At 37.5% G+C, this 25660-nt stretch carries 23 protein-coding genes and 1 CRISPR repeat array; of the genes, 6 read left to right on the forward strand and 17 right to left on the reverse strand.

Going from position 1 to position 25660, the window contains the following annotated elements; genetic code table 11:
- Window positions 1-9: 9 nt before the first annotated feature.
- Entirely contained in the window at window positions 10-615 is a 606-nt protein-coding gene (locus DSM02_RS12295) for a TlpA family protein disulfide reductase (RefSeq protein ID WP_128765921.1), read from the forward strand.
- 578 nt (window positions 616-1193) lie between these two features.
- On the opposite strand, the gene DSM02_RS12300 is transcribed toward DSM02_RS12295, so the two are convergent.
- Genes DSM02_RS12300 through DSM02_RS12310 form a run of 3 tightly spaced genes read right to left on the reverse strand, consistent with a single transcriptional unit; the run spans window position 1194 to window position 2718 of the window.
- The gene (locus tag DSM02_RS12300; protein WP_317128243.1) at window positions 1194-2174 is read right to left on the reverse strand and encodes a type II toxin-antitoxin system HipA family toxin; all 981 of its coding nucleotides are present in this window, start codon (window positions 2172-2174) and stop codon (window positions 1194-1196) included.
- 5 nt (window positions 2175-2179) lie between these two features.
- Window positions 2180-2503: a HipA N-terminal domain-containing protein gene (locus DSM02_RS12305; RefSeq protein WP_317128244.1), complete on the reverse strand. Its 324-nt coding sequence runs from the start codon at window positions 2501-2503 to the stop codon at window positions 2180-2182.
- Between the two features lie 2 nt (window positions 2504-2505).
- Window positions 2506-2718: a helix-turn-helix domain-containing protein gene (locus DSM02_RS12310; RefSeq protein ID WP_128765924.1), complete on the reverse strand. Its 213-nt coding sequence runs from the start codon at window positions 2716-2718 to the stop codon at window positions 2506-2508.
- 600 nt (window positions 2719-3318) lie between these two features.
- Here DSM02_RS12310 and cas9 point away from each other — a divergent pair.
- The 4 genes from cas9 (at window position 3319) to DSM02_RS12330 (ending at window position 13666) form a co-directional block, all read left to right on the forward strand.
- On the forward strand, window positions 3319-7581 hold the full coding sequence (cas9, locus tag DSM02_RS12315) for a type II CRISPR RNA-guided endonuclease Cas9 (protein ID WP_128765925.1): 4263 nt from the start codon (window positions 3319-3321) through the stop codon (window positions 7579-7581).
- A 10-nt stretch (window positions 7582-7591) separates the two neighbouring features.
- Window positions 7592-8509, forward strand: a complete 918-nt coding sequence (gene cas1 / locus DSM02_RS12320) for a type II CRISPR-associated endonuclease Cas1 (protein ID WP_128765926.1) — start codon at window positions 7592-7594, stop codon at window positions 8507-8509.
- The gene (cas2, locus tag DSM02_RS12325; protein WP_128765992.1) at window positions 8509-8856 is read left to right on the forward strand and encodes a CRISPR-associated endonuclease Cas2; all 348 of its coding nucleotides are present in this window, start codon (window positions 8509-8511) and stop codon (window positions 8854-8856) included. Before cas1 ends, cas2 begins: the two co-directional genes overlap by 1 nt.
- Before the next feature lie 173 nt (window positions 8857-9029).
- Window positions 9030-12565: direct repeats of the CRISPR family, unit length 46 nt; unit sequence CCTGTGAATCCTCACTAAAATTAGCATTCTGAAAGCAATTCACAAC.
- A 291-nt stretch (window positions 12566-12856) separates the two neighbouring features.
- Window positions 12857-13666: an endonuclease/exonuclease/phosphatase family protein gene (locus DSM02_RS12330; RefSeq protein ID WP_128765927.1), complete on the forward strand. Its 810-nt coding sequence runs from the start codon at window positions 12857-12859 to the stop codon at window positions 13664-13666.
- Window position 13667: 1 nt separating this feature from the next.
- Here the strand turns inward: DSM02_RS12330 and DSM02_RS12335 are convergent, their stop codons facing one another.
- From DSM02_RS12335 to DSM02_RS20390, 11 genes are all read right to left on the reverse strand, one after another.
- Complete coding sequence (locus DSM02_RS12335) at window positions 13668-14579, reverse strand: hypothetical protein (RefSeq protein WP_128765928.1); 912 nt, start codon at window positions 14577-14579, stop codon at window positions 13668-13670.
- A complete protein-coding gene (locus tag DSM02_RS12340; RefSeq protein WP_128765929.1) occupies window positions 14579-15841 on the reverse strand; it encodes an ABC transporter permease in 1263 nt (420 codons plus the stop codon). Before DSM02_RS12340 ends, DSM02_RS12335 begins: the two co-directional genes overlap by 1 nt.
- Window positions 15842-15843: 2 nt before the next feature.
- Window positions 15844-16236 carry a hypothetical protein gene (locus DSM02_RS12345; protein WP_128765930.1) on the reverse strand — a complete coding sequence of 131 codons (393 nt, stop codon included), beginning with the start codon at window positions 16234-16236 and terminating at the stop codon, window positions 15844-15846.
- 3 nt (window positions 16237-16239) lie between these two features.
- Window positions 16240-16542, reverse strand: coding sequence for an excalibur calcium-binding domain-containing protein (locus DSM02_RS12350; RefSeq protein WP_128765931.1), 303 nt, complete (start codon window positions 16540-16542; stop codon window positions 16240-16242).
- Between the two features lie 31 nt (window positions 16543-16573).
- Window positions 16574-16912 (reverse strand): membrane protein insertion efficiency factor YidD, encoded by a 339-nt coding sequence (gene yidD, locus DSM02_RS12355; protein ID WP_317128245.1) that lies wholly within the window; start codon window positions 16910-16912, stop codon window positions 16574-16576.
- Window positions 16840-17076, reverse strand: coding sequence for a hypothetical protein (locus tag DSM02_RS12360; RefSeq protein ID WP_128765933.1), 237 nt, complete (start codon window positions 17074-17076; stop codon window positions 16840-16842). Before DSM02_RS12360 ends, yidD begins: the two co-directional genes overlap by 73 nt.
- Before the next feature lie 65 nt (window positions 17077-17141).
- The gene (locus tag DSM02_RS12365; protein ID WP_128765934.1) at window positions 17142-17603 is read right to left on the reverse strand and encodes an SH3 domain-containing protein; all 462 of its coding nucleotides are present in this window, start codon (window positions 17601-17603) and stop codon (window positions 17142-17144) included.
- Between the two features lie 408 nt (window positions 17604-18011).
- Complete coding sequence (locus DSM02_RS20385; protein WP_164918307.1) at window positions 18012-18179, reverse strand: hypothetical protein; 168 nt, start codon at window positions 18177-18179, stop codon at window positions 18012-18014.
- 109 nt (window positions 18180-18288) lie between these two features.
- Window positions 18289-18954, reverse strand: a complete 666-nt coding sequence (locus DSM02_RS12375; protein ID WP_128765936.1) for a response regulator transcription factor — start codon at window positions 18952-18954, stop codon at window positions 18289-18291.
- An 11-nt stretch (window positions 18955-18965) separates the two neighbouring features.
- Entirely contained in the window at window positions 18966-20909 is a 1944-nt protein-coding gene (locus tag DSM02_RS12380) for a tetratricopeptide repeat protein (RefSeq protein WP_128765937.1), read from the reverse strand.
- 80 nt (window positions 20910-20989) lie between these two features.
- The gene (locus DSM02_RS20390; RefSeq protein WP_164918308.1) at window positions 20990-21157 is read right to left on the reverse strand and encodes a hypothetical protein; all 168 of its coding nucleotides are present in this window, start codon (window positions 21155-21157) and stop codon (window positions 20990-20992) included.
- Between the two features lie 484 nt (window positions 21158-21641).
- On the opposite strand from DSM02_RS20390, the gene DSM02_RS12385 reads away from it, so the two are divergent.
- A complete protein-coding gene (locus DSM02_RS12385; RefSeq protein WP_128765938.1) occupies window positions 21642-22328 on the forward strand; it encodes a hypothetical protein in 687 nt (228 codons plus the stop codon).
- Window positions 22329-22485: 157 nt separating this feature from the next.
- Here DSM02_RS12385 and DSM02_RS12390 read toward each other — a convergent pair whose 3' ends face one another.
- The 3 genes from DSM02_RS12390 to DSM02_RS12400 are packed head-to-tail and all read right to left on the reverse strand — an operon-like array spanning window position 22486 to window position 25647.
- On the reverse strand, window positions 22486-23547 hold the full coding sequence (locus DSM02_RS12390) for a cellulase family glycosylhydrolase (RefSeq protein WP_382402997.1): 1062 nt from the start codon (window positions 23545-23547) through the stop codon (window positions 22486-22488).
- Between the two features lies 1 nt (window position 23548).
- Window positions 23549-24574, reverse strand: a complete 1026-nt coding sequence (locus DSM02_RS12395; protein ID WP_128765939.1) for a glycoside hydrolase family 43 protein — start codon at window positions 24572-24574, stop codon at window positions 23549-23551.
- A gap of 5 nt (window positions 24575-24579) precedes the next feature.
- A complete protein-coding gene (locus tag DSM02_RS12400) occupies window positions 24580-25647 on the reverse strand; it encodes a glycoside hydrolase family 43 protein (protein ID WP_128765940.1) in 1068 nt (355 codons plus the stop codon).
- Window positions 25648-25660: the final 13 nt, after the last annotated feature.

Raw genomic sequence — 25660 nt, forward strand, 5'->3', positions numbered from 1 at the left:
AAAATAATTATGACTATAAAGAGAAAGTGGGTTCAGTATGTTGCTCTACTGGGTATTGGTTTTATTGTGTATAGCACTGGGTTTCTTACTGAAATCAGTGCTTTCGCACAACGGGGTTTACTTGAAACGGGATTGGTGAATCCCGATCTAAACGATAGGGAGCAGTTAAGCAGCACCCATACTGATGCCCAAACGCAGCCTCTTGTACCTAAAGCCGATTTCAACTTTGAATTAAGGAGTTCAGATGGTGAGCTTACAAATTTAAAAGCATTTGAAGGGAAAGTCATTTTTCTGAACTTTTGGGCCACGTGGTGCCCTCCGTGTATTGCAGAAATGCCCGGTATTAATAATCTTCATAAAGAAATGGGAGACGAAGTTGCTTTTATAATGCTGTCTTTTGATACTGATTTTGAAACAGCAAAAACGTATATCAAACGCAAAGGGTTTAATTTGCCCATTTACAGTCCTGTATCTGCTATACCGTCAGTTTTTAGTACCAATGGGCTTCCTACAACGTACGTTATCGATGCCCATGGGGACATTGTTATGACCCATCAGGGTATGGCCGATTATGATAACCGGGAATTCCGGGATTTTTTAAAGAGCTTAAAATAAGCTGGTCTGGTAAACTGTACTGGGGTCCCATTTACTTATTATATCTGGAGCGTTTTTCTTGGTGTTTCATCCAGCTCAGAACGCTTCAACAACCACCTTTTTTAAGATCAAGGCAACGAAAAAAAGGATCTGAATTGCAGTTCCATTTACTTCCCATAGCGCCATCGCGTTTCCTTTTCGACAGACTTCCTTTTAAAATTTAGCAAGGAAGCGCTTTTATAAAAAGTGCGACAGGGGAGCCTGGTTATGCAAAGCGGCTCCGGCTAAATTTTAGTTCTTAACCGAAAAGGAAATGGGTGCTGTGCAGGATGTCAACTACCAGTTTGGAGTTGGTTAAAAGTTTCTTGTAAAACGCAAACTTGAAGTCAGCAGGATCAGCGAACGCAATCCTCCCGACAGCTGTCGAGATCTGGGATTGGGTTCAAGATTTTGGAATAAACCTCTTTTTCTGGAATGAAACCCTTCGACTTTGCTCAGGACAGGCCTTTTGCGGAATGGAGGAAAATGGGGTTTATTCCCATTCTACATTATCCATTTAAGAGCTTTTAAGTCCTTAAAAAGCAATAGAAAATAAGGAATTATAAGTTAGGCTTAAGCCTTTTAAGTCGTCGCTGATAGGCTTGTAAATAATTTCGTTTAGATTGCTCATTTAAAAAAGAAGCCTGAACCAGCTGTTCTACGTGTTCAGCACCACCAAGCATGGTAGACATAATCTTGTTGAATTGCATTTCAGTTAACTTAATTTTATCTGCCAGGGTCGTAAACTGGGTATAAATGCTTCCTTGCCCGTCCTTTCCGGACAATAAACCATCTAAGGCAAAAACCGCATCATCTACGTGCATCCGGGTATTGAGTAAATCATAAGCCGGACTCAAGCGATGATCTCCTAAAGGAGTCTCCAAAATCGAAAAATTCTTGAGGTGTGCATCTCCATTCGAAAATAAATAATTAAAGACCAATACTTGAAACAGCTTAGGAATTTCTGTCCTATAAGCTGGCAAATACGTCTTCATCAATTCGAAAAGTTCCAGATAATAGCCATCATATTTATAATGTGCACCGTGTGTTTGTGGTGTTTTACCTGCAAGTGTAGCAAAGTCTTCTTTAGCAAGTTTACTTCCGTCCGCTGCAATATCAAATCGTTTCGTTAAATAGGCAGGATCCCCATTCTTAAAAAATATCAGTGCATTTTCTGCGGTTTCAATTTGATAAACCTGCCGCGCGAGTTGCATGGTAAGATGTTCGTTTGCCGGCATTTGATCACTGCGCTTTGCTGCATTAGGGATAGGTTTTAAAATATATGCTCCTTGTTCTCCTTCGTGAATTAACCGCAGTGTATTCTTCTCTAAAAGAACCGAAAATTTCTCCTGCACACCCGATATCGAAATACGCTTTTGATTATCTCTAAAGATCTGGCTTTCGGGCAACCCAGCACCCGGTGAATCATAAGAAAGTATATGGGATACTTTTCGGTTATTGAACATGCGTTTTAGGCAATTTCTACTGTAAGTTGTATGACCTTCAACCAGGGTTCCGGGGCAGTATTGAATGGTAGGCATATCCATTAGCTTTCAGAAACTCGTTTTAGGGTTATGGCACCAATAGTATCATAAGCAGCAGTAGTGAGCAAAATGCCAAAATAATCATCGGTATCCAGACGCATTTCGGTACACACCACTTGCCGATTGGTCCCTTCCGGCAACATATTATAAAAAAAAGGAAATAAATAGGGCGATTGATAAGTCTGTTGTGATTTGGGCAGGGTCAAACTTATTGCAGGTTTATCGGGGTTATTCAGCCAATCTTCCAAATAGTTAAACTCAAAACCTCCATCATCGTGCTGAATGAGCGATCCGGCTTCTTCTTGTTTATATAAAACTTTAGCCATCCTCATACCTCAATAGATTTGAGTTGCAGCGTAAGTTCTAAGCCCAAAACCGACGTGAGTTTCTCTAAGGACTCCAGGGTGGGATTCGCTTGCCCACGCTCGATCTTATATAAGGTATTTACACTAATCCCAGCCAGATCGGCAACTTCATATTGCGTAATCTTAAGATGATCCCGTCTTTCTTTTAATTGAATTCCAATACTCTTTTTAGACATAATTTACATCCTTAAAAATCACATTATACTGTGATTTTAACCCTATTCCTAATAATACAAAGCAAAAATACATATAATTTCACATTAAAATGTGATTATAGATGTGTTTCCCAAATACATTTGGCCTTCTAATCCAAATTTCACAAGATACTGTGATTTTCAGCAGCAATAAGCTCGTTCACATAAACTACTTCCGAGTAAATCCAAAGACATTTAATCTTAATCAGGCGAACGCAATCCTTCCGCTAGTACGGGAGAAAGCATTGGGATAAAGATTTTGGAATAAATGGCTATTTCCGTCCCGAAATTCCGGGAGAAGCTTTTTTACGGAGTGATTATGAATGCTAAAGTTGTGGATAATAGGGTTTATTCCCCTTACTTAATTCATTTCTTTTATGGATTTTTAAAGCTTGCTTGGGAATAAATCTGAGTAAATAATTGTGTTGTATAGAATTCTGTAAGATGATTTCAATTCTAACCTTTATATTTAACTAGATAAAATAAAAAATCCCACGGAGTACGCAGGATTTAAGATTTTTCTTCGGCTTATAGCCTTATTGTGAATTGCTTTCAGACTGTAAATATAAATAAAAAATAATTATGTGCAACTTAACCTTAGGTATTGACCTTGGCACAAACTCAATTGGATGGGCTATTAGGGACACTACAGAAAATGATAATCAAATTATTAAAAATGGGGTGTTAATTTTTGATAAAGGTGTGGGAGAAGAAAAAGGAATTGAATTCCCTAAGGTAAAAAAACGTACTGAATCTCGTGGGAAACGCAGGAATTACCAAGCCGAAAAATATAGAAAATGGGAATTACTAGAGTTTCTTATTCAAAATGAGATGTGTCCGCTAAGCATTGACGAACTCAATGAGTGGCGAAAATATTCTAAGAAAGACAAAAGAAAATACCCTCAAACCGAAAAGTTTCTCAACTGGCTTCGCTTTGATTTTAACGGTGATGGCAAACCTGATTTTCATTTACTGGGAGGAGACAAGCACGAGAGCTATTACCTCTTTAGAATGAAAGCTGTAAGTGAGGAGGAAAAAGACAAAAAAGTATTGCAAGAAAACCCTCAAATTTTAGGTCGTGTTTTTTATCATTTGGTACAAAGAAGGGGTTTTAAAGGGCGAGATGAAGAGGAAGCAAAAACAATGCTTCAAGGCTCTAAAGATGGCACTACAAAGGGGCGAAATGAAATTTCCGAATATATAGACATCTATAAAAGTTTAGGTGCTGCACTTTACCATTACCAAAAAGAGCATTCCAAAAACTATGAAAAAGTCCGTATTCGCCAACGCTATAACCTTAGAAAAGATTACGAAAATGAATTAAAAGAAATTTGCCGGGTACAAGGACTAAGTGATAGCGATTACAAGAAACTGCAAAAAGCGATCATTTGGCAACGTCCTTTGCGAACACAAAAAGGATTAATAGGTTTATGTACTTACGAAAGAAACAAAAGAAGAGCACCCATAAGCCACCCACTATACGAGGAATACCGAACTTGGATCTTTATTAACAACCTTAAAATTGAAGCTCCGGAAGGAGAAGCATTGGATGCGTATCTTAAAGAAAAAATCTATCCCTTATTCCTAAAAAGCGGAACTGATTTTAAGCTTAAAACAATTCTTGACCGTATAAATAAAGACGGGGGAAAAGTACATTCCAAATTTGCTGATCGCCCAGACACCAAAGTATTATCTGCTAAATTGCTAAAAAAGCTTGAAGAGGTTCTAGGTGAAAGTTGGAAGGAAGATTTTAATTGGAATGCTTTTTTTGTACGTGAAGCACAACCTTCAAAAAAGCAAGATGAAGTTTATACTGTGGAGGATATTTGGCACATCCTATTCACCTTTGACAATGAAGAAAAGCTTAAAGAATTTGCCTCGACTAAATTAGGCTTATCTGAAGAAGCATCTACAAAATTTTCAAAGATAAAACTGCAACAAGGCTATGCCTCCTTAAGCCCTTCGGCTATAAAAAAAATACTGCCCTATCTTCAAAAAGGGTTCTTATACCCAAAAGCGGTTTATATGGCAAACCTTCAAAAAGTGCTAGGAACATACGAAGTTTCAGAAGATTTGATCAATCATTTTGCCAGCGAAATCGATACTATTTATGAAAATGCCGCTACAGAGAAAAAATTAAACAATATTTTAAATAGTCTTTTTCGAACTGAGCTTGTTTTAGAAGGCGATTATCATTTAGCTGAACATGAAGATTTAGATGATGCTGATTTAGATTTAATTAAACAAAAAATAATTGAAATACTTGGAGAAAAAACTTGGAGCGAAACCGATGAAATCACTCAAAAACAACATTTCGATTATGTAAGAAAACAGTATAAGCAATTTTTACAAAAACCGCTTCAAGCAAAAAAAGCAGGCTTTATAGAGCAACCTCGCATTCACGATCAGATATTTAAATATTTGCAAGAACATTATCCTGAACAAGTCCCTCACGAAAACATAAAATACCTTTGGCATCCTTCAGAACAGGAAAAATACCCCAATGCGTCTACCTATCAGGAAATCAACCTAAAAAGCAAAACCTTTTTTATCAAAGAAGCTGAACTGGATCGTTTTTTACATAAAAATCCGGATGCGGAGGCTGAAGGTATTTCTCTTGAATTATTAGGCGATCCAGAACCTATAAGTAAGGGATTTAAAAACCCCATGGCTTTAAAAACATTACATAAGCTAAAACAGCTGCTAAACTTTTTGTTACATACCCAACAAATTGATAAGCATACCCGGATTGTCGTAGAAATAGCGAGAGAGCTAAACAACGCTAATTATAGAAAAGCATTAGAAAAATGGCAAAGCGAACGGGAAAGAGAAAATGAGTCTTATAAAAAACGTATTACAGAAATCAATAAAGAATGTAATACCAGTTTTGACATAAACAACAAATCCCTTATACGTAAAATAAGACTTTGGGAAGAACAAGACCGCAAATGTCTCTATACTGGGGAAGTCATCAATATGTGCGATGTGCTTAACGGGGAATATTATGACATAGAGCACACCATACCCGCCAGTATTAGCTTTGATAGTGAATTGAAGAACTTAAGTCTGGCGAATAAAGACTTCAACAATAACATTAAAGGGAAGAAGTACCCTACCCAATTAGACAATTATGATGATGCTTCAACATTTAATGGCAAACGAATTGAGCCTATTATAAAAAATATAGAAAGTCTTTTTGGTAAACGAACAGTTTATAAAAAGAAAGTCAAGAAAGGAGGGGTTGAAAAAGAAATTACCGTTGAAAAATGGGCTAAAATCGCTGATTTAGAAAAAAAATTGGACGGTTTAAAAAACCTAAGTTATATTGACTCGAAAGATGCCAAAGATTATAAAATTCAACAACGTCATCTATTAAAATTCAAACTGGATTATTTAAAACAAAAACTGCAAACCTTTACTATTGAAGAATATAAAGCAAGTTGGCGAAACAGTCAACTACGGGATACCCAAATAATGACGAAGTATGCTGTTCCCTATCTAAAAACCGTTTTTAACCGTGTAGAGGTTCAAAAAGGAAATGTAGTGAACGATTTTAAAGAAATTTATAATGTAAAATTGTTTGGAAATAAGAAAGACCGCACCAAACACAGTCACCACGCTGTTGATGCTGCCATTTTAACCTTGATACCAAAACCAACAGAGCGTGACCAGATTTTAACAAAATATAATCTAGCTAAAGATAATGGTATCGCAAGAACTTATCACGAGCAGCCTATAGACTGGAAAGACTTTAAAACGTACTACATTAAACAAATTGAAGAAGAAACACTCATAAATAATCTAAAAGAACAACGTACCCTTACCTCGACTTTTAAAAAAGTAAGGAAACGTGGAAAAATAGTGAAAAAAGAAAATGGTAAGCCAATATGGGCAAAGGGCGATACCATTCGAGGGCAATTACACGGCGAATCATTATACGGTGCCATAAAACAGGCCCAACGTGATGAGGATAACAAAATTGTATTTGACGATAACAAGAAAATGATTTTAGAAGAAGAAATCAAACTTGTTATTAGAAAACCCTTGACATATGCCAAAGATGCCGCTTCCCCAGGCTTTAAAACCCTTAAAGAAATAGAAAAGGTAATTGTTGACCGAGCTTTATTTGAAATGATACAAACTCAGGTTGATAAAGCCGAAAGCTTTAAAAATGCCTTAGAAAAAGGGATTTATATGCTTAACAAAAAAGGAGGTAAAGTTAACAAAATCAGACATATAAGATGTTTTGACAGGTTGAAGCATTCAACCGCTGTAAGGCCGCACGACCACGATTTTGTTTCAGATAAAGAATATAAGCAAACCACCTATGCGCAGAACGGGGAAAATGTATTTTGCCTTTTTTATAAAGGAGAAGTAAAAGGAAAAGAAGAGCGGGCTATTAATGTCATTGGGATTTTTGATCTTGCTAAACTCGATATCAAGGATGAAAAAGATTTTTATAAAATCCCACTTTTTAATTCGATCAATAAGAAAAAAACAGAACTCCCCTTATATGCAGTTTTGAAATCCGGTCAAAAAGCTATTTTCTACAAAGAAAATTTAGAAGAATTAAAAGATCTCAACGAGAAAGAACTGTCTAATAGAATGTATAAAATGTACCAGTTTGAACAGGGAAAAGGCGGGGATAAAATAAAATTCAAACATCATTTAATTTCCGGAGCAAATACCGAAATAGTAAATGGCTTACCAAAAGGATATAAGGAAGCCTCTGAATATGGCTGTTTCGATGAGCAACCGCTAATGAGACTTACAGCCGGTAATTGGAATTTCGCTATCGAAAACCAAGATTTTGAAATGAATTTAGATGGGAAAGTTAAATTTTAAAATCTAACATATGATCAAGCGCACTCTCTTTTTTGGAAACCCCTCATACCTGAGTACCCGCAACGAACAACTTGTGGTCAACTTTCCGGAGGAAGATAAGAAGGAGGCGAGCATCCCTATTGAAGATTTAGGCTATATCGTGCTAGAGGACCCCCAGATCACCATCACCAATGGGCTCCTGATGAAATTGGTTCAAAATAAAACGGCTGTAATCACCTGTGATAAACAACACCTGCCCTGCTCTATGATGCAACCTTTGGTGGGCCATACCGAGCAAACCGAGCGTATGCGGCATCAACTCAATGCCAGCCTTCCTCTTAAAAAAAACCTGTGGCAACAAACCGTAAGTGCAAAAATTTACAATCAGGCCTTACATTTAGAATTCAGAGGAAAAAATGCATTAAAACTCAAACGCTGGAGTACGGATGTAAAAAGTGGCGATACCGGAAATCTAGAAGCAGTTGCTGCAGCGCATTATTTTCAAAATCTATTTAATGAAGTATTTGGATTTAGCCGGAATCAGAAGGGAGTTGCACCGAATAATCTACTCAATTATGGCTATGCCATTTTAAGAGCAGTAGTGGCAAGAGCACTGGTAAGCAGTGGGATGCTACCTTCGGTTGGAATCTTTCACCGCAACAAATACAACGCGTTCTGTCTCGCTGATGATATTATGGAACCCTACCGCATTTATGTAGATGCTTTAGTTTATGATATTGTGGAAACCGGCTGTAATATTGAAGAACTCTCCAGAACACTTAAAACCGAACTTTTACGTATTCCTGCCCTGGACGTTTATATTGATGGCAAATGGAGCCCCCTGATGAATGCGGTAAGCCGCACGACGAGTAGCCTGTATGATTGCTTTCTGGGAACCAGCCGTAAGATACTCTATCCTGAATATACAGTCAACAGATTGCGTGAATGATGCAGGAAAACAACTTCTCAAGACTTAACCAATACCGATCTATGTGGGTACTTGTATTTTTTGACTTGCCAACGGAGACACGCACGGAACGTAAGGTCGCAGCACGATTTAGGAAAAACTTACTCGATGATGGGTTTGCGATGTTTCAGTTCAGTATCTATATGCGCTTTTGCGCAAGTCGTGAAAATGCCAGCGTTCATATACGACGAACAAAAAATAATCTTCCAAAAAAAGGAAAAGTCTGTGTAATGCAAATAACCGATAAGCAATTTGGAATGATGGAACTCTTTCACGGTCAAAAAGAAGTAGAACCCGAACAACCTTCACAACAACTTGAGCTTTTTTAATTGCTAATGTCATCCTGAGCCTGTCGAAGGGAGACACGTGCAATTTGCTTATCTAGTCAAAACAGAATGAAATTTTTTATCGTCCTAGCAGTCGAGATCATCTTTAAACCTCAATTTTTTAAATCCTAAAAATTAACATAAAAAACAGGATACCAGCTTTTTATGGCGGGTATCCTGTGAATCCTCACTAAAATTAGCATTCTGAAAGCAATTCACAACTTGCAATTCAAGGAATAAGAAGGTATAACACCTGTGAATCCTCACTAAAATTAGCATTCTGAAAGCAATTCACAACCTAGGCTCATTTATGAAAAACACCGACTTCCTGTGAATCCTCACTAAAATTAGCATTCTGAAAGCAATTCACAACTGAACTCGCATAAATCCCCATCATTCAAAACCTGTGAATCCTCACTAAAATTAGCATTCTGAAAGCAATTCACAACTTACAGTCCTGTCAGCTCAGGACTTAGAGCCTGTGAATCCTCACTAAAATTAGCATTCTGAAAGCAATTCACAACTATTCGTGTTCAAATAAACAACCAGTCTACCCTGTGAATCCTCACTAAAATTAGCATTCTGAAAGCAATTCACAACTGATCTGTTCTGTTTATTTCAGAATTGTAACCTGTGAATCCTCACTAAAATTAGCATTCTGAAAGCAATTCACAACCAGACGGAGAGCCTACACCATACGCGAAGACCTGTGAATCCTCACTAAAATTAGCATTCTGAAAGCAATTCACAACTACCCATTCGTTTTTTAGAATAAATGATATCCTGTGAATCCTCACTAAAATTAGCATTCTGAAAGCAATTCACAACCGAAAAGGATTGGCGTAATAATTTCGGAGCCTGTGAATCCTCACTAAAATTAGCATTCTGAAAGCAATTCACAACCGTGATGCCGCGTACCATTAATATTGAGCCCTGTGAATCCTCACTAAAATTAGCATTCTGAAAGCAATTCACAACTCTGGATCTCGCAACCCGTTTAGATGGAGACCTGTGAATCCTCACTAAAATTAGCATTCTGAAAGCAATTCACAACTAAAAAATAGGCCAGGGCAAACAACAAAAGCCTGTGAATCCTCACTAAAATTAGCATTCTGAAAGCAATTCACAACTAATGCTGTCCGAACCATTCAGACAGTTTGCCTGTGAATCCTCACTAAAATTAGCATTCTGAAAGCAATTCACAACTTGTACTCTTCCGTTTCTTTTTTGCCTTGACCTGTGAATCCTCACTAAAATTAGCATTCTGAAAGCAATTCACAACATTTACGGTTGAGTTTTTTGCCATCCGTAACCTGTGAATCCTCACTAAAATTAGCATTCTGAAAGCAATTCACAACAATAGGTTAAGCATAATTTAAAATTGATCACCTGTGAATCCTCACTAAAATTAGCATTCTGAAAGCAATTCACAACTAATGATGCAATGCGAAAAAAATACGGTAACCTGTGAATCCTCACTAAAATTAGCATTCTGAAAGCAATTCACAACCCAGAGCCTACACACGCGAAAAACCCTGAACCTGTGAATCCTCACTAAAATTAGCATTCTGAAAGCAATTCACAACTCCCAGACTATAAAGCGATAGAAGATAAATCCTGTGAATCCTCACTAAAATTAGCATTCTGAAAGCAATTCACAACCGCAATAATGGAATTAGTAAATCAACCGGACCTGTGAATCCTCACTAAAATTAGCATTCTGAAAGCAATTCACAACCTATAAGATCTTGTCTGGCTATTTCATTTTCCTGTGAATCCTCACTAAAATTAGCATTCTGAAAGCAATTCACAACTAATTGTTGAAAATGGTAGGCAAATCATTTCCTGTGAATCCTCACTAAAATTAGCATTCTGAAAGCAATTCACAACTAAAGCGTGGAGTATCTACGCTATGGATGACCTGTGAATCCTCACTAAAATTAGCATTCTGAAAGCAATTCACAACCTTAGCGCCTCGGGCGTGTCGCATAGTGTCCTGTGAATCCTCACTAAAATTAGCATTCTGAAAGCAATTCACAACTCCAGAAACATTTTTACTGGTTCTGATAAACCTGTGAATCCTCACTAAAATTAGCATTCTGAAAGCAATTCACAACTTAGCACGCCAGACACCCGCATGATCTTTGCCTGTGAATCCTCACTAAAATTAGCATTCTGAAAGCAATTCACAACTTTGCGAAGGAATTTCAAAACGGTTTTAATCCTGTGAATCCTCACTAAAATTAGCATTCTGAAAGCAATTCACAACTAGGAGACGGTGCCGCTAAATCATTAACGCCCTGTGAATCCTCACTAAAATTAGCATTCTGAAAGCAATTCACAACTAAAAGCCATAAAGCAATGCTAGAAGGTAACCTGTGAATCCTCACTAAAATTAGCATTCTGAAAGCAATTCACAACAGGCATTGCACGCTAGAATGCACGACGGCACCTGTGAATCCTCACTAAAATTAGCATTCTGAAAGCAATTCACAACCTTAGTAATTTTGCTATTCCTGTCTATGTTCCTGTGAATCCTCACTAAAATTAGCATTCTGAAAGCAATTCACAACTCTAGTTCGTTGTCATAAGTACCCAGAAAGCCTGTGAATCCTCACTAAAATTAGCATTCTGAAAGCAATTCACAACAGAATCGGTTTGAATTCATCTTGACAACGGCCTGTGAATCCTCACTAAAATTAGCATTCTGAAAGCAATTCACAACTTGAAAATGCGCGGTTAAAAAAACCTACCCCCTGTGAATCCTCACTAAAATTAGCATTCTGAAAGCAATTCACAACTTAGTATTTACTTTAAACTCACGCAATCCCCTGTGAATCCTCACTAAAATTAGCATTCTGAAAGCAATTCACAACTTGCGCTGGGACCGCATAACGCTATAGCTCCCTGTGAATCCTCACTAAAATTAGCATTCTGAAAGCAATTCACAACTACTTATCATTCGCTTTAAAATCGCAGACACCTGTGAATCCTCACTAAAATTAGCATTCTGAAAGCAATTCACAACTTGAAAATCCTGTGAATGAAAAACTTCTTCCCTGTGAATCCTCACTAAAATTAGCATTCTGAAAGCAATTCACAACCCAAAGCTTACGGCGCTGAAGGTCTTTTCACCTGTGAATCCTCACTAAAATTAGCATTCTGAAAGCAATTCACAACTGAAGTTATAGATACACACGCTTACAGCGGCCTGTGAATCCTCACTAAAATTAGCATTCTGAAAGCAATTCACAACGATAAAGACACGCTTGCAAAAAAGATAAACCCTGTGAATCCTCACTAAAATTAGCATTCTGAAAGCAATTCACAACAAAGCTACTGATACAAATGGGAAAGTACGTCCTGTGAATCCTCACTAAAATTAGCATTCTGAAAGCAATTCACAACTTTCCGATCTTCTTATCACTCCAATTTCTTCCTGTGAATCCTCACTAAAATTAGCATTCTGAAAGCAATTCACAACCTAGGAAATGTTTCTGGAAATCACGGTTATCCTGTGAATCCTCACTAAAATTAGCATTCTGAAAGCAATTCACAACTCCGTGCTTTTAATAGCTGTGGAAGCTATTCCTGTGAATCCTCACTAAAATTAGCATTCTGAAAGCAATTCACAACTATCAGATATATCATAAACCCTATCTAATTCCTGTGAATCCTCACTAAAATTAGCATTCTGAAAGCAATTCACAACCTTGAGTAACCCCTTTTTGCTTTCTCAATCCTGTGAATCCTCACTAAAATTACTATTCTGAAACCTCCAAAAACAACTTTCCGATTCAAAAACAAACACCGATTGAAATCCTATACCTTCGTCAAGCAACGACTAAAATCCAAGGTTCAGCGGAGCTAAAGCAATTAATAAGCTTTCCAAACTTATAGTAAATACTATTCTAAAATTAAACATCTGACGAGTATAGATTTCTGTAAATTTCTTTAGAGGCATAATCCGTATTTTTAGCTTTCTAGCCAAATTAGATTTTCGATGAAAAAATGTATACTATTAATTTTACTTTTTTGTTCTTTTTTATCCTTTTCTCAACAACAAGAGTTTACCCTTGTATCCTGGAACATTAGAGACTTTGGAAAGACCAAGAACAGTAAAGAACTTGATCAAATTGCAGAAATAGTAAGGGATGTAGATCTTATTGCGGTTCAGGAGGTAGTTGCGGGTTATGGTGGAGCGCAAGCAGTAGCAAGACTCACAGATATTCTAAATCGAAAAGGCTCAAAATGGGATTACGTAATCAGTAATCCTACAAACAGTTCTAAATATGTCACCGAACGTTATGCCTTCATTTGGAAAACTACTAATATAAAAATCAAAAACAGAGGCACGTTAATCGTAGCGTTGGATTCTGAAGTAGAGCGCGAACCCTTTACTATAAATTTCTATTTAGATCAAAAGGTCTTAAAGGTCATAAACTTTCATTCGAGACCTCATAATAAAAATCCAGAGACCGAAATAAGTGCCATCTCGCACCATATTATCAACGCTATAAAAGGCCCTGTACTTTTTGCAGGAGATTTTAACGTTGTGGAGCAGGATCCCGTATTTGATGCATTAAAAGGTAAGGGTTTTACTCCCGCATTAGTCGGCCAAAAAACGACACTTAAAAGAACTTGTACCGGATTGAATTACCTGAATTATGCAATTGACAATATATTTTATTCGAAAGAAATAATTTTTCTGGAAAGCGGAGTGCTGGACTTTGTATTGACTTGTGATCAATTAGATCAGGCTCGTAAACTTTCAGATCACTTACCGGTTTTTATCAAGTTTAGTCTGTATTGATTTACTCTCCCCAAATAAATTCTTGAATGATTCCTTTCATATCTGAAGGCAACAAAGCTTGTTTAATCTCATAGTTCTCAACTCCCATTGCCTGAAACCAATCTTGCCAATATTTAAAGATCACGTCTTCCTCATAGGGATTTTTAGGGTCTGGATTGATACCCAAAACCAAAACCTCTAAATCTTCTAAATTTTTATTTGCAGGTATAAAGCCGTACTTACCCCCAGTTATTTTTTCTTCCCATTTACTGGAATTGAGTCTAAAACTTTTTACGGTTTGCGGAGTAAGATAAGACGTTAGATGCTCTTCTTCCAGTAATGTATTTTTATGATAAATATATCCATCTGTAAGAAGGACAAGAATATTTCGGTGATTCTCTTCAATACAAAAATCGTTTACTTTGTTCTTAAAAAACCTCCAGACATCAGACCCTACATAAGCATCATCTAAAATCGCAGCCTCGTAAATAAATTTTGGTATGCTGTCATACGCATCAGAAACAGATAGAATTTTATCCTTTGTTGCATTATCCCGTGTAAATTTTAGCTTCAAGTCCTCTAACTTTTTGTTGAGCTTCTTATCAGCTGGCTCTGGGTCAATGTAGAGTTGTATTTGATCATTAATCTTTAAAGTTCGCTTATTTCTCAAATGAACTTCGAAAGACTCTGCGATAGAATTGATATATCCCAAATCCCTAAGGTAAAATTCCATTGCTGCATCTGGATATTTATCTGGATTGATGCGGTCTGAAAGGTCTAATAATATACTTAGATTCAAATCGGGTCTATTTGAAGATAGCTTCACTACAGATTCTTGTTCCTTATCTAATACCTTAATTTCCTTTGATTCTTTCTTACAAGCTTGAAGTAAGAGAATCAATAATGTGAGTGTAAAATAGTTTTTAATTCCCATTAGTTTACAAGTTTATACAGACGCCCTTCGTAGTCTTCATTATCTATATTGTATTTTACCAGATGAAGCTTTTCTTGCTCTTCACAGCTTTTGTAAAGTTCCTCGCGCCTTTTGATTGCATCAAAGTTATCAGCTATCGCTAAAAACCATCCTTTTACATATTCTGCGTGGTAGGTTAAGTAATGTTTATTTGAGAAGACAAATCCGTCAATAGTGCGTTGTAAATCCAGTATTTTCCCCTCAAAACCTGAAATTTCTTCTTTTATGGGAGGTAGCTTTTCTTCAATTTTCAACAATTCAAGTTCTTTGTTTTTAATCTCCTGTCGCTTTGAGCGAATAAAGGATTTGATAAGATCAAAGTTTTCATACTCTTTCATAATAAAATCGAATACCAAACCCCAAATAATGTAGACGATAAAACCTGCAAAAATAATCCCCCAGAACTCAACGGAAGAGAAAGCTATAGAAAGATCAAAAGCTGGAGAATCTGGTGTTTTATAAAAATCGTAAAGTTTCTGTTCAATAAGATACGCCAGGATTGCATCAAAAATAAAGGTGATTGCAAACAACATGAATATCTTGACATAACTCAAAACCCCTTTTTGTTTTTGAAACATATGGATCAAATATCCCAAACCCATAAAGGCAAAAGGTATTGTAGCTACAAAGACAGCCTCAAGCCATCCGTCTGCTAGTGCTTTAGAAAATGCTTCCGCATCAAAAATGGCTTCCCCCAATTTGTCCGAATCAAAATTCTTGAAGAATGCCGAATAAGAAGCTGAAATATAAAATACCAACAGGTAAAGGGTTATCGGAAGCAAAACAAATAAACCGATGTAAAACTGGGCTTTAGGTCGTTTATCAACTTCAAGTCCGTAAACTTCTGGATTGCGTTTTACCTCAACCATATCATTCTTAAAGGAACGTATTTTCTCTTCTATTGAAGTAATGTTTTCTTCCAGAAGGCTGAGGGCCGTTTTGCGCTTTTTGAGTTCGGTTTCCTGTCTTCCTTTTTCATCCAGATAGGGAGCTTTAAGTTCCTTTTGCAGCTGGTCATTTTCCCGGCACTTCCCCTTATAGTCCATATAAACTTCTTCTAGACAGGTTCTAAAAACCCGGTGGTTTCCTTCTGCCTGTTTTGAAGAGCCATATCCGCTCTCAAAAAACGTCAATTTTACTTTGGTTGTATCTTCAACCGCTACCGGTTTTTCTTCGACAAGGGTTTCATTTTTTACTGTAAATATGTTTTTTAACGGACTCATAATTACTCCTGTATTAAGTTCATCAACTCCTGCTTAGGGAGGTTTTCTTTTGCTTTTTCTAACAGAAAAGCAGTAAGTGCTTCTATATTATCTTCTAAAAATCCAAATTTCAGGCAGTACTTTTTAAGCGTGGTGAGTTCGTCAGGTTCCACTTTATGATCTGCCCAAATCATCAAAGCCAAATCGTAGAGATACGATAGTTTCTCTTCGGTTGAATCTGGAACCATCGAGTTGTGGGAAGGATTCAGCAGAATCGCATCAAGCTCAGCTTTGGTCACTCCACGCTCTTCGGCAAAATGGTAAAGCATTTTCATCTCTAAAACATCAAAATTATCGTCTGAGAATGCCATTTGATACAGGCGCAGAAAATGGCTTTTTAATTCGGTAGATATCATAGTTTAATTTTTAGGTAGGTTTTCACAAGGAATTCCGTCATTATCAGAATCCAGGTTTTCAAGGCAAGAAGGATTTTCATTGAATTCTTGTTGAGCCTGGGCTTGACTGTTATAATCAGAGCATTTTCTAGTAGGACAATCCGATTCAGGATTACACGCTTCTATTCCCAAAATAGAAACTATTACTAGCATTAAAAGGGAGCAACCCTTTTTTGATTTGGGCTTCGATTTTGAGGTGGATTTGCTCGTGTAATGTCCCTGAACATAGGTTCCGTCTTTTCTATAATAGCCTTTTCGGTATCCCATTGATTAATAAATAAAAAGTTGAAATATTGATTTAAAAGATTTCCGGTTTAATAGTTTGACTATCAAAGCTCTTTCCGCCGGCAGATATAATTACCCGTTCTTCTTTAAGAATATAATAGCCTGGTCTACAGTGATTATATCTAAATCTTAAAGCTTTCAATCCACCTAAAAATCCTTTTTCTATAGTTATTTCATAGACATAATGTGAGCAACTTTTCTTAAATAAACACCGTCTACGACTAGTCTTTGGAATTACAAACCAATAAAGTTTGATAAGTATGAGAAGAATAATACGCATTAGAAATTCCGAGAGAATACTACCATTTGATGTGCTGTAGAATAACCTTGTTCTCCCCCGAAGCCAAAACATCCCTGAGTAGACTGAACATAACTACTTACGCTTTCAAGTCTTTCATATTTCCAACCACCAGCAGTCTGATTTCTTATCAAGGTTTCTAACTGCTCGGCAACTTGTTTTGTATTTTCTTTATTACGATCTATTGAAGCAATAAAGGGCATGACTTTGTATTCCATTTAAGATTATTTTGAGTCTATAAAATTTTACTATTAGAATTATAGCAACAGGAAAATGAATAAGATTATTTCAAAAAATTTTTATGCACATAACCTGTGGTTTCATTACTAAGGACTTTCACTCTCAACCAAGACTCCAATACCTCCAGAACTTCGACTTGTTGATCTTCTTTTAATTTCTCAAGTATTTTTGAAGATGCAGAAGGCTTCTCTCTAAGATTTAGAACGGGTGAATTAACGATTGCCTGCTGCCCTATTGAAAATTTTGATGCGGTAGACTTGCGAGTTACCGTGGTGGATCGCGAGGGTGTTGACCTCACCCGGCTGCACACCCCGCAACTCCCGCCATTTTTTGCACAATGTTTACAACCCGTACAATTTTTACAGGCGCTACAATATGCAGATCCCGTACAGCCACGCCCTTCTTCACAACAAGAGGTTGCGACGCGAGTATCTGATAGAGTAACCTGTGCGTTTAAGCTAAATGAGGCCCCAAAAAACAATATTAAAAGAAGTACGTTTTTCATAAAATGAATTACCTATTGGGTATGACAAGGATAAGAACAGTAATAACAGCCGTTAACTTGACTGTATGTTTTTTCAGCTTCCTTTACAGCATCTTTACAATTATCAAACTCTCCGAGGTATTTATTATCGCTTGGGAAATAATCACATCCACTTTTGTGAACTTCGTGGTCTCCATTGCTCTGGGCTTTTCTGTTTACATAATAACTTGTCATAATTCCTGAATTTTAATTCTTACACCCTTTTTTAGCACACGTGATACTAGCCGTGACATCAGTCCAATGACTTAGATGGTCATTTGTATTAACCCCGCAACCGGTAGTGCCTCCTTATAACCTTTGTGTACTTCTCCTGTTGAATCGTGTCTTACTGCCATAATTTTTAAGTTTTAAATCTAGTTTAGAATTTGTCTAGGCATGTTGTATCAATTTCCAATTAACCCCCTTATTGTTGTATGGTGGCATTGTATTTCCTTTAGAAATTGGTGCCGTAGTAGTAGGCAGTGAAGTAACTTTCCATACACCAGATTCTGGACATTTTTCACCTGTTTTTGCAATTGTACCTATTGGCTTTTTCATTTTTATGACTTTTAAATTAATAATTACCCAAACCTAAGCCTATTAAAAACCAATGCCTTACAGATATCTGTAAGGCATTGGTTTTTTTGACATAAAATGTTTCCGTATTTCAGATCAGGCCTTCCCGTATGAGTTTAGCGACCAGTTCGGTGGAATTTTTGGCTCCAAATTCAGCAAAAAGATTACTTACCCGCTTATCTATAGCACTTTCACTATTGGGCCTTAAATCCTCCTTCTTCAGTTTGTATCGAATCTCTTTTTTACTTAGTCCTTCTGCAAGATTTTTTAAAATAAACAAATCCAGCTCATCCAGTTCAAATACATTCTTAGCTGTATTGAGATCAATTTGAGGAGATAGATATGTGTTTCCATTTCCTATTTCGTGCATTGCTTTAACTAATTCATCAAGACTTTGCCTGCCTTTACACACGTAAGCATTAATATGATACGTATCAAAAAGGGATTTGATTTTAACCGAATTCTCCTCCATAGAATTTACGATGATCCTTAAATCGGGTTGTACCTTTCTGGCAGCATCGATCAATGCGACGCCAGAGGTTAACTTTTGAGGGATGTGGTTTTCTTTAAAAGAAAGATCGGTTATAAGCAGGTCATAGGCCTCTTGATTATTGAGAGCTGCTTTAAGGCGGTTAAATGCCTTATCACAATAATACTCTTCCTGAATTTCTGCGATATTTAATTCTGATTTTAAGGTATCAACAATACTCTTGTTGTCTCCCTGAAAATCTTCTGCGATCAAAACTTTTTGAAACATAAAAAGACTCTTTAATAATTGGGTATTTTGATCACAGACTTAAATCCTTTGTCTTGATCCGATTCAAAAGTAATGGTTCCTCCGATGGCTTCCATACGCTTTTCTGTAATGAAAAGTCCGTTTTTCTCAAATCCTTTAGAAGTATCAATCCCTACACCATTGTCTGAATATCGAATTTCAAGTTCTTTTGCGTGGTGCATCAGATTTAAAGTGACAAGGCTGGCTTGGCTGTGTTTGCTCATATTGATAAACAGCTCCCGTAAGACTTTATAAAGCGTTATTTTGGTCACATTGTTCAGGGATTGCCAGGATATATCTTTACCACCCACAATAAGCAGGCGTGTTTCTTCTGGTTTATGTGAGTCAAGCATGGAGTAAAGAGCCTCCTTAAAATTTACACCGGTATCTACGGCATTGATCTCTCGGGAAAAATCCCGACTTTGTTGATAGAGCTTATCAAGTTCGTCAAGCACTTTTTCGGGATCAGCTTTACTTTGCACCATAAGCATCAAATGGTGTAAACCGGCCCCAAAATCATCGTGTAACCGTTGTGACAGAGCTGCTTCGGTAGCAAAAGAAGCCTCCACCCGATCTGCTCGGTTTTGTGCCTTCAAGCGTTTAATGCGTTGTCTGTTTGAATAATATCCAATCCCCAATACAATGACCAACAAAACGGTACCTCCAAGAAACCAATACCTTATATTACGTTCTTTTTCCGCCTCAAGTTCGGCTTCGGCATTCTCCTTTTCAAGCCGTAGTATCGATTCCTGCTTGATGCGGTCGTCATACTTATACTTGGCAAACTGAGTTTTGACCTTGAGTTCATGTTTATAAAGGCTGTCTTGTAAAAAAATATATCGATCTCGTAAGGCAATACGATTAGGAAAAAGTTCCATCTTATACTTAAGTGCATCTAGTTCCGCTCGCGGAGCTTTAATCAATTTTGAGATTTGAATGACCGAATCTAAATATTTTGCTGCTTTGGTTGGGTTTAACTGGCTATAGTATTCCCCTAAATGCGTATAGCTGGAAAGCATCCCTCTTTTGTCATTTGCTTGTTTACGCAAGTTTAGGGGCCTTAAAAAAGACTCCTTATTTGTAGATTTATGTGATAACCATGTCGCATAAGCCAAATTATCTAAGACACGAGCGTATTGAGAACTTTTTATTTTTAATGAGGAGTTATCTGCTATTTCATTTAAGAGTTTAGCCGCTCTAGCAAATTCACCGTTATCTATATAAGTGGCTGCTAAATTATTTTTAATACCTACACTATTCTCTTCACTTTCAGTCAAAGCTATAGCGTTTAAATAAAACTCTTCAGCATCTTTATAGTTGTAAAGTTTACGATGATTTGTTCCTAAAGTGCTGAATGCAGAAGCCACATCATTTTTATTCCCTCTATCCAGATATTGCAAAGCTTCGGTTAAGGTTTCTTTACTTCCAAAAAAATCACTTTGATTCTTTTGAACAATCCCCATACTCAATAGGTTTTTACCAATCCAAACACTATCATTTAATCGTTGAAAATAATTTCTAGAATTATTATACCTTAAGAAAGAACTATCAGGTTTTTGAGCAATAGCTTCATAGTAATACCCCATTAAATAATTCTGCCTTGCTAGAAAAAGTTCGTTTTTAAGTTCTTCAGATAACCTTCTCAAAACTTTATCATATTTAATCAAGCTATCATATTGTCCCAAAGAAAAATGCAACCAGTTTTTTTGATATAAAATCCTCAGGAATAAGGTGTCTGATGGAATAGTACTGCCTAATTTAAACGCCTTTTCTGTTAATTCGTATTGAGTTTTTAAAGGTAAATCCACATTTTTGGATTTTTCAAAATATTTAAGCGTACTGTCTATACGAGAGGTTGTAGTATTTTGAAAAACTCTCTGTTTCTCTGTGCAAGAAATGAGCAGAACATAAATGAGTAAGAGTAGCGTTTTTTTCAAAAAAGTTTTTAGCTAAACTACTAAAAAAAAAAGAGCTATACCTTCTGGCACAGCTCCTCTTTATTCAGGTTCAAATTCAATTAGTCTCCCATACCTTCTGGTGGCGGTGGTGGTGGAAGTATATCTTCATCATCCCCCTCAGTGGCTTGAGTGCCGTGAATTAAATTTTCTTCATAAGCGTCTGCGCTGCACGAGGTGATTACCCCGTTTAATGCCACAATGAATATGGCCAGTATTATTTTTTTCATCGTTTTAAAATTTTGTGATTAAACAAAGGGGTGGCCGTCCGGGGTTTTCCCAGCTTTTTGCTTTACAGCCACCATTGAGTTTTGGAGTACTCCTCTTGTTTTTTTGGAAAGTGGAAATCTTATGCAGCAGCCTTTAGCTACTTTCCAAATTGGCCTTAACCACTGCATTATAGATTTCCGTAAGAATGAGTGTTCTAGAAAAGCTATGTTAGCAAGACATAGCAGCAATCATTCTCTGGGACAAAGTAAAGGGAAGCTAAACGTGTAGTTGCAGACAGGTTTTGGACATTTTTTAGACAAAAATTGGACACCAGTAAATTCAAGGGTCCACGAAGAATCAGTCTAAAAAATGTCCAATGATAATTTGTATTTTTAGGATAATATGGGGGAAGAAACTAAGAAAAGAATTGTATTACAAGCGTTTGAAAAAGCAAAGGTGTCTTGTCCAGGTGACTCGATAAACGCTTGGAGCAATCATATCTCAATGACAATTGACACACCTAGTGCAAAAACCCTAACTAAAGCCTATAATTATTGTACTAGTGAAGGCAAAAATGGCAGTAGGCCTAGCAAGCATACCCTCAATAGGCTTTGCAAATATTTGGGATATAATGATTTTGCTGAGTTCGTTGAGAAAAACAAAGTAAAGGAACGCGTATATGATTCGCCTGATATAAGCCAGAAAGACGAAAATGATGACTCATCCGTAGGCACAGCAACTGTAACGAATCAAAAAAATTGGCGTTCGATCTCTATTTTTGGGACGTTTGCCCTTACGCTAATAATTGCGGTTTATTTTATCGCTGAGAATAATGCATCCGAACTGGGTGCGTCTGTAAAATGCATGACCTGGACCGGAACTGTATACGAAGAAATATCCTGCTCCGCAGGTTCCTATTCTGAATATGGAACTGCAATTGAGCCGTATGATCAAAAACGGTTTGAGAACTTTAGACGTATCGATGTTGATATCACGACCTTATTTTTTTCTGAACAGAATCAAAAGCCATTGGTCTGGTATTATAAGAATGAAACTGGAGAAATTGAATACTATACTGCTCCAGGAGTTCATCCGGTAAACGGGAAAACCTTAAAAGCTGTGACCGAATATATCATTGAAAAATATGTCCCTATTCATCAGAATAAATCTTCATCATTTATTCGTGATTAAATCAGCTGCTTTCAAGTAGGATAAAGAAGAATCTAAACGAAATTTTAAAATCGGGTGTACGATTCGGTGAGTTATTGAAAAATAGCGTCTTAATCAAAAAGACCTTCTTTACAGAAGGCCCTTTTGATTAAAAATAATAGGTAAAATACTTACTCTATTATTTAGTATTCTTTTTATTAAGCTTCTTAATTAGATTAATCTCATCTTGTCTATAGGGTGTTCCATCTTTTCTGAAAACATCATGAAACCATTCTACCGGTTCTTCGCCAGATTCTATTGGAGTATCCCAGGCATAAATCGTATTGGTTTTTCCATTAACAAGTCCCCAATTAATCGCTCCTATATTGTATTCTGCCAGCATAGGTAGGGTGTTTGAAAATCTGTTGTTACGAGTGCGTGCCATATATTCGGTACAAATCATAGGCCGATCGTGAGATTTAAGCAGTTGTATAACCCGACGATGCCAGTCTGGACTTTCATAATCGTGATAGGTGATAATATCTGAATTTTGTGCCTGAAAAGCATTCAGTTCTGTAAAGCTCCAGTCCCATAATCCCGCAGATAACGGTTGAGAAGGCTTTACCTCTCGTGCCCAGGCAAAAACATTCTTAAGCAGGGGCATGCTTTCCGTTTTCTTACCACTATTACCGGGCTCATTATATAAATCCCACAACAACACGCGATCATCGTTTTTAAAGGTTTCGATTATATCCTGAACATATTTTTTAAGTTCAGGTGAGTTAGCCATGTCCTTTGAAGCAGGGTATCCCGGATCTTGCATCCACCCGCTATTATGTACTCCGGGTTTTGGAGCTCGCTGTTTGCCTATCTCAGGATTAGGATCCCAAACATCATCAAAAATGACTAAAATCGTTTTGATGTTGTGTTTATCCGCAAGGCCTAAATAGGTGTTTACACGCTTTTTAAAACCTTCGGGGTCTGCTTTATAAGCCAGGCTATGCAAATAAACACGCATGGTATTAAAACCTATGTCTTCAGCATAACCCAGCTCCCGATCTATGGTTTCTGGATCAAAGGTATCTTCCTGCCACATTTCGAGCTGATTGATTGCGGTACTGGGTATAAAATTAGCTCCGGTAATCCAGTCTTGAGCGGCATACCAGGCATCTGCTTTTTCTTTACTCCAACGCTGCTGAGCGTGTATGGTCGATAGACCTGCCAAAAGACAAATCATAAATAGTGTAAGCTTTTTCATCATTTTAATTTGCTAAGGGTATTGCTAATTTGGTTTGTGTAGAAAAGGGAACTCCAAGGTTGGGCGTGCCATCGTCATTCCAGTTAATCTTTTGCATTCTGGGTGACCGTTTACCACCACAACCGTCTCCGGGATTGTCATTTGCATGATATAAAATCCAATCTTCAGAACCATCGGGAGACTTAAAAAAAGAATTATGTCCGGGAGCGTACACCCCATTTTCCTCCGATTTTATAAAAATGGGCTTCGACTTCTTATCCCACGCCACCGGGTCTAACAAATCATCTCCTGTAAATTCAATAAGTCCTAAAGAGTAATAATCGGTCCAGCATCCACTGGCAGAGAAGACGATAAAAACCTTACCATTATGTTCTAAAAACTGAGGCCCTTCATTTACATTCACGTGTGGAGGATTTTTAGCGTCATTTAAATCTCCCTGCTTTTCCCAGTTATGCGTAGGCTCGGCGAGTAAGACCCGGTTACCTTCAAGAGTCCAGGGGTTTGACATTTTTGCTATATAAATATTCTGCTGTTCATTAACATCTCCTTCCCAGCCAGACCATACCATATACAACTGATCTTTATAATCAAACACATTGCCATCTATAGCCCAGCGATCGGGATGCGCAGCAAGTTTGCCTTTAAACTCCCAGTTTTCACTAAACGGGTCATTGCTGGTATTTTGAATCGCATACATTCTGTGATTGGTATTATCCCCGTCATCTGCTGCAAAATAAACGTACCATGCCTTATCTATAAAGTGTATTTCTGGAGCCCAGATCTCGTGACTGTAGACTGTTCCTTTAGGTGGAATCCAAATGGTTTTAGACTCTGCCTGGCGTAGGTTTGCTAAATTCCTGGTTTTGTAAAGAACAATGCGGTTCCCTACGGTATGGGTATAGTAATAAAAGCCATCAACATAAATACTATATGGGTCTGCTCCCGAATCTAAAACCGGATTCTGAAAAGATTGTGCATAAACTACTCCATTCATTAAACAGGCGATTAAGCCTATAAGTACTATTCTCATTCAAATTAATTTTGTGCAGGTTGATCGATTTCAAGACCTGTTGCAACAGGTTCTCCAAAATTGGGCTTTCCGTTTGAGTCAAAAGTAAAGGACTGCATACGTACCGTTCGGCTTCCTGAACAGCCCATACCCGAATTGGGATTTGCATGATATATGAGCCAGTCTTCAGAACCATCAGGAGATTTAAAAAATGAATTATGACCGGGACCAAAAGCATTAGCCGACGGTTTTTTAGTAAACACAGGTTGATCAGATTTAATCCAGTCTGAAGCAACCAACGGATTCCCATTTTCCTTCAGCGTGAGCATTCCCAGAGCATAATCATCGGTACCGCAAAAACTGGCAGAATAAACCATAAAATAGGTGTCAGGACCTTTTAAAACCTCAGGGGCTTCATTAACTCCAAAGCCATTACGCTCCCAGCCGTATTCTGGCTCTGTTAATAAAGTGACGTCACCAGTAAGCGTCCAGGGATTAGTCATCTCAGAAATATAGATTTTTTGAGTGAGGTCTGTATTGGTCTTATCCGGCCTTCCAGACCACAGAAAGTATCGTTTTCCTCCGTGCTCCATCACCGTGCCGTCAATTGCCCAAAAATCGGCCTGATCGCTATAAATCTTCCCCTTATCTTCCCAAGTTCCCTGCATGGGATCGCTATTGGAATTTTCAAGCACCCAGGTACGCTGATTGATATCATCCCCGTCACCCGCCGTATAATAAATGTACCATTTACCATCGAGTTTAAAAATTTCAGGTGCCCATATATTTCTTGAATTAGGGGTGCCCGCCGTAGGTCTAAACACTTCTTTAGACGTGGCAGAAGCTAAATCTTCAATCGCTTCGGTCTCCCAAAGCCGTAGCGCATTGCCCACGGTATGCATATAATAGTAGGTATCACCATCTTTAAAAACAAAGGGATCTGCACCGGTTATCAATGGGTTTGTAAAAGTGGTTTCTTCTACCGGTTCAATAATTTCAATGGGTGGATTATCACTCTTGGAGCAGGAAAGACCTGCTCCAAATAAGACGATCACACACAGCGCTATTACCACTAGTTCATTTCTTTTATTCATTCTTCTCATAGAC

Source organism: Leeuwenhoekiella polynyae, assembly GCF_004104075.1.
GTDB classification, from domain to species: Bacteria; Bacteroidota; Bacteroidia; order Flavobacteriales; family Flavobacteriaceae; genus Leeuwenhoekiella; species Leeuwenhoekiella polynyae.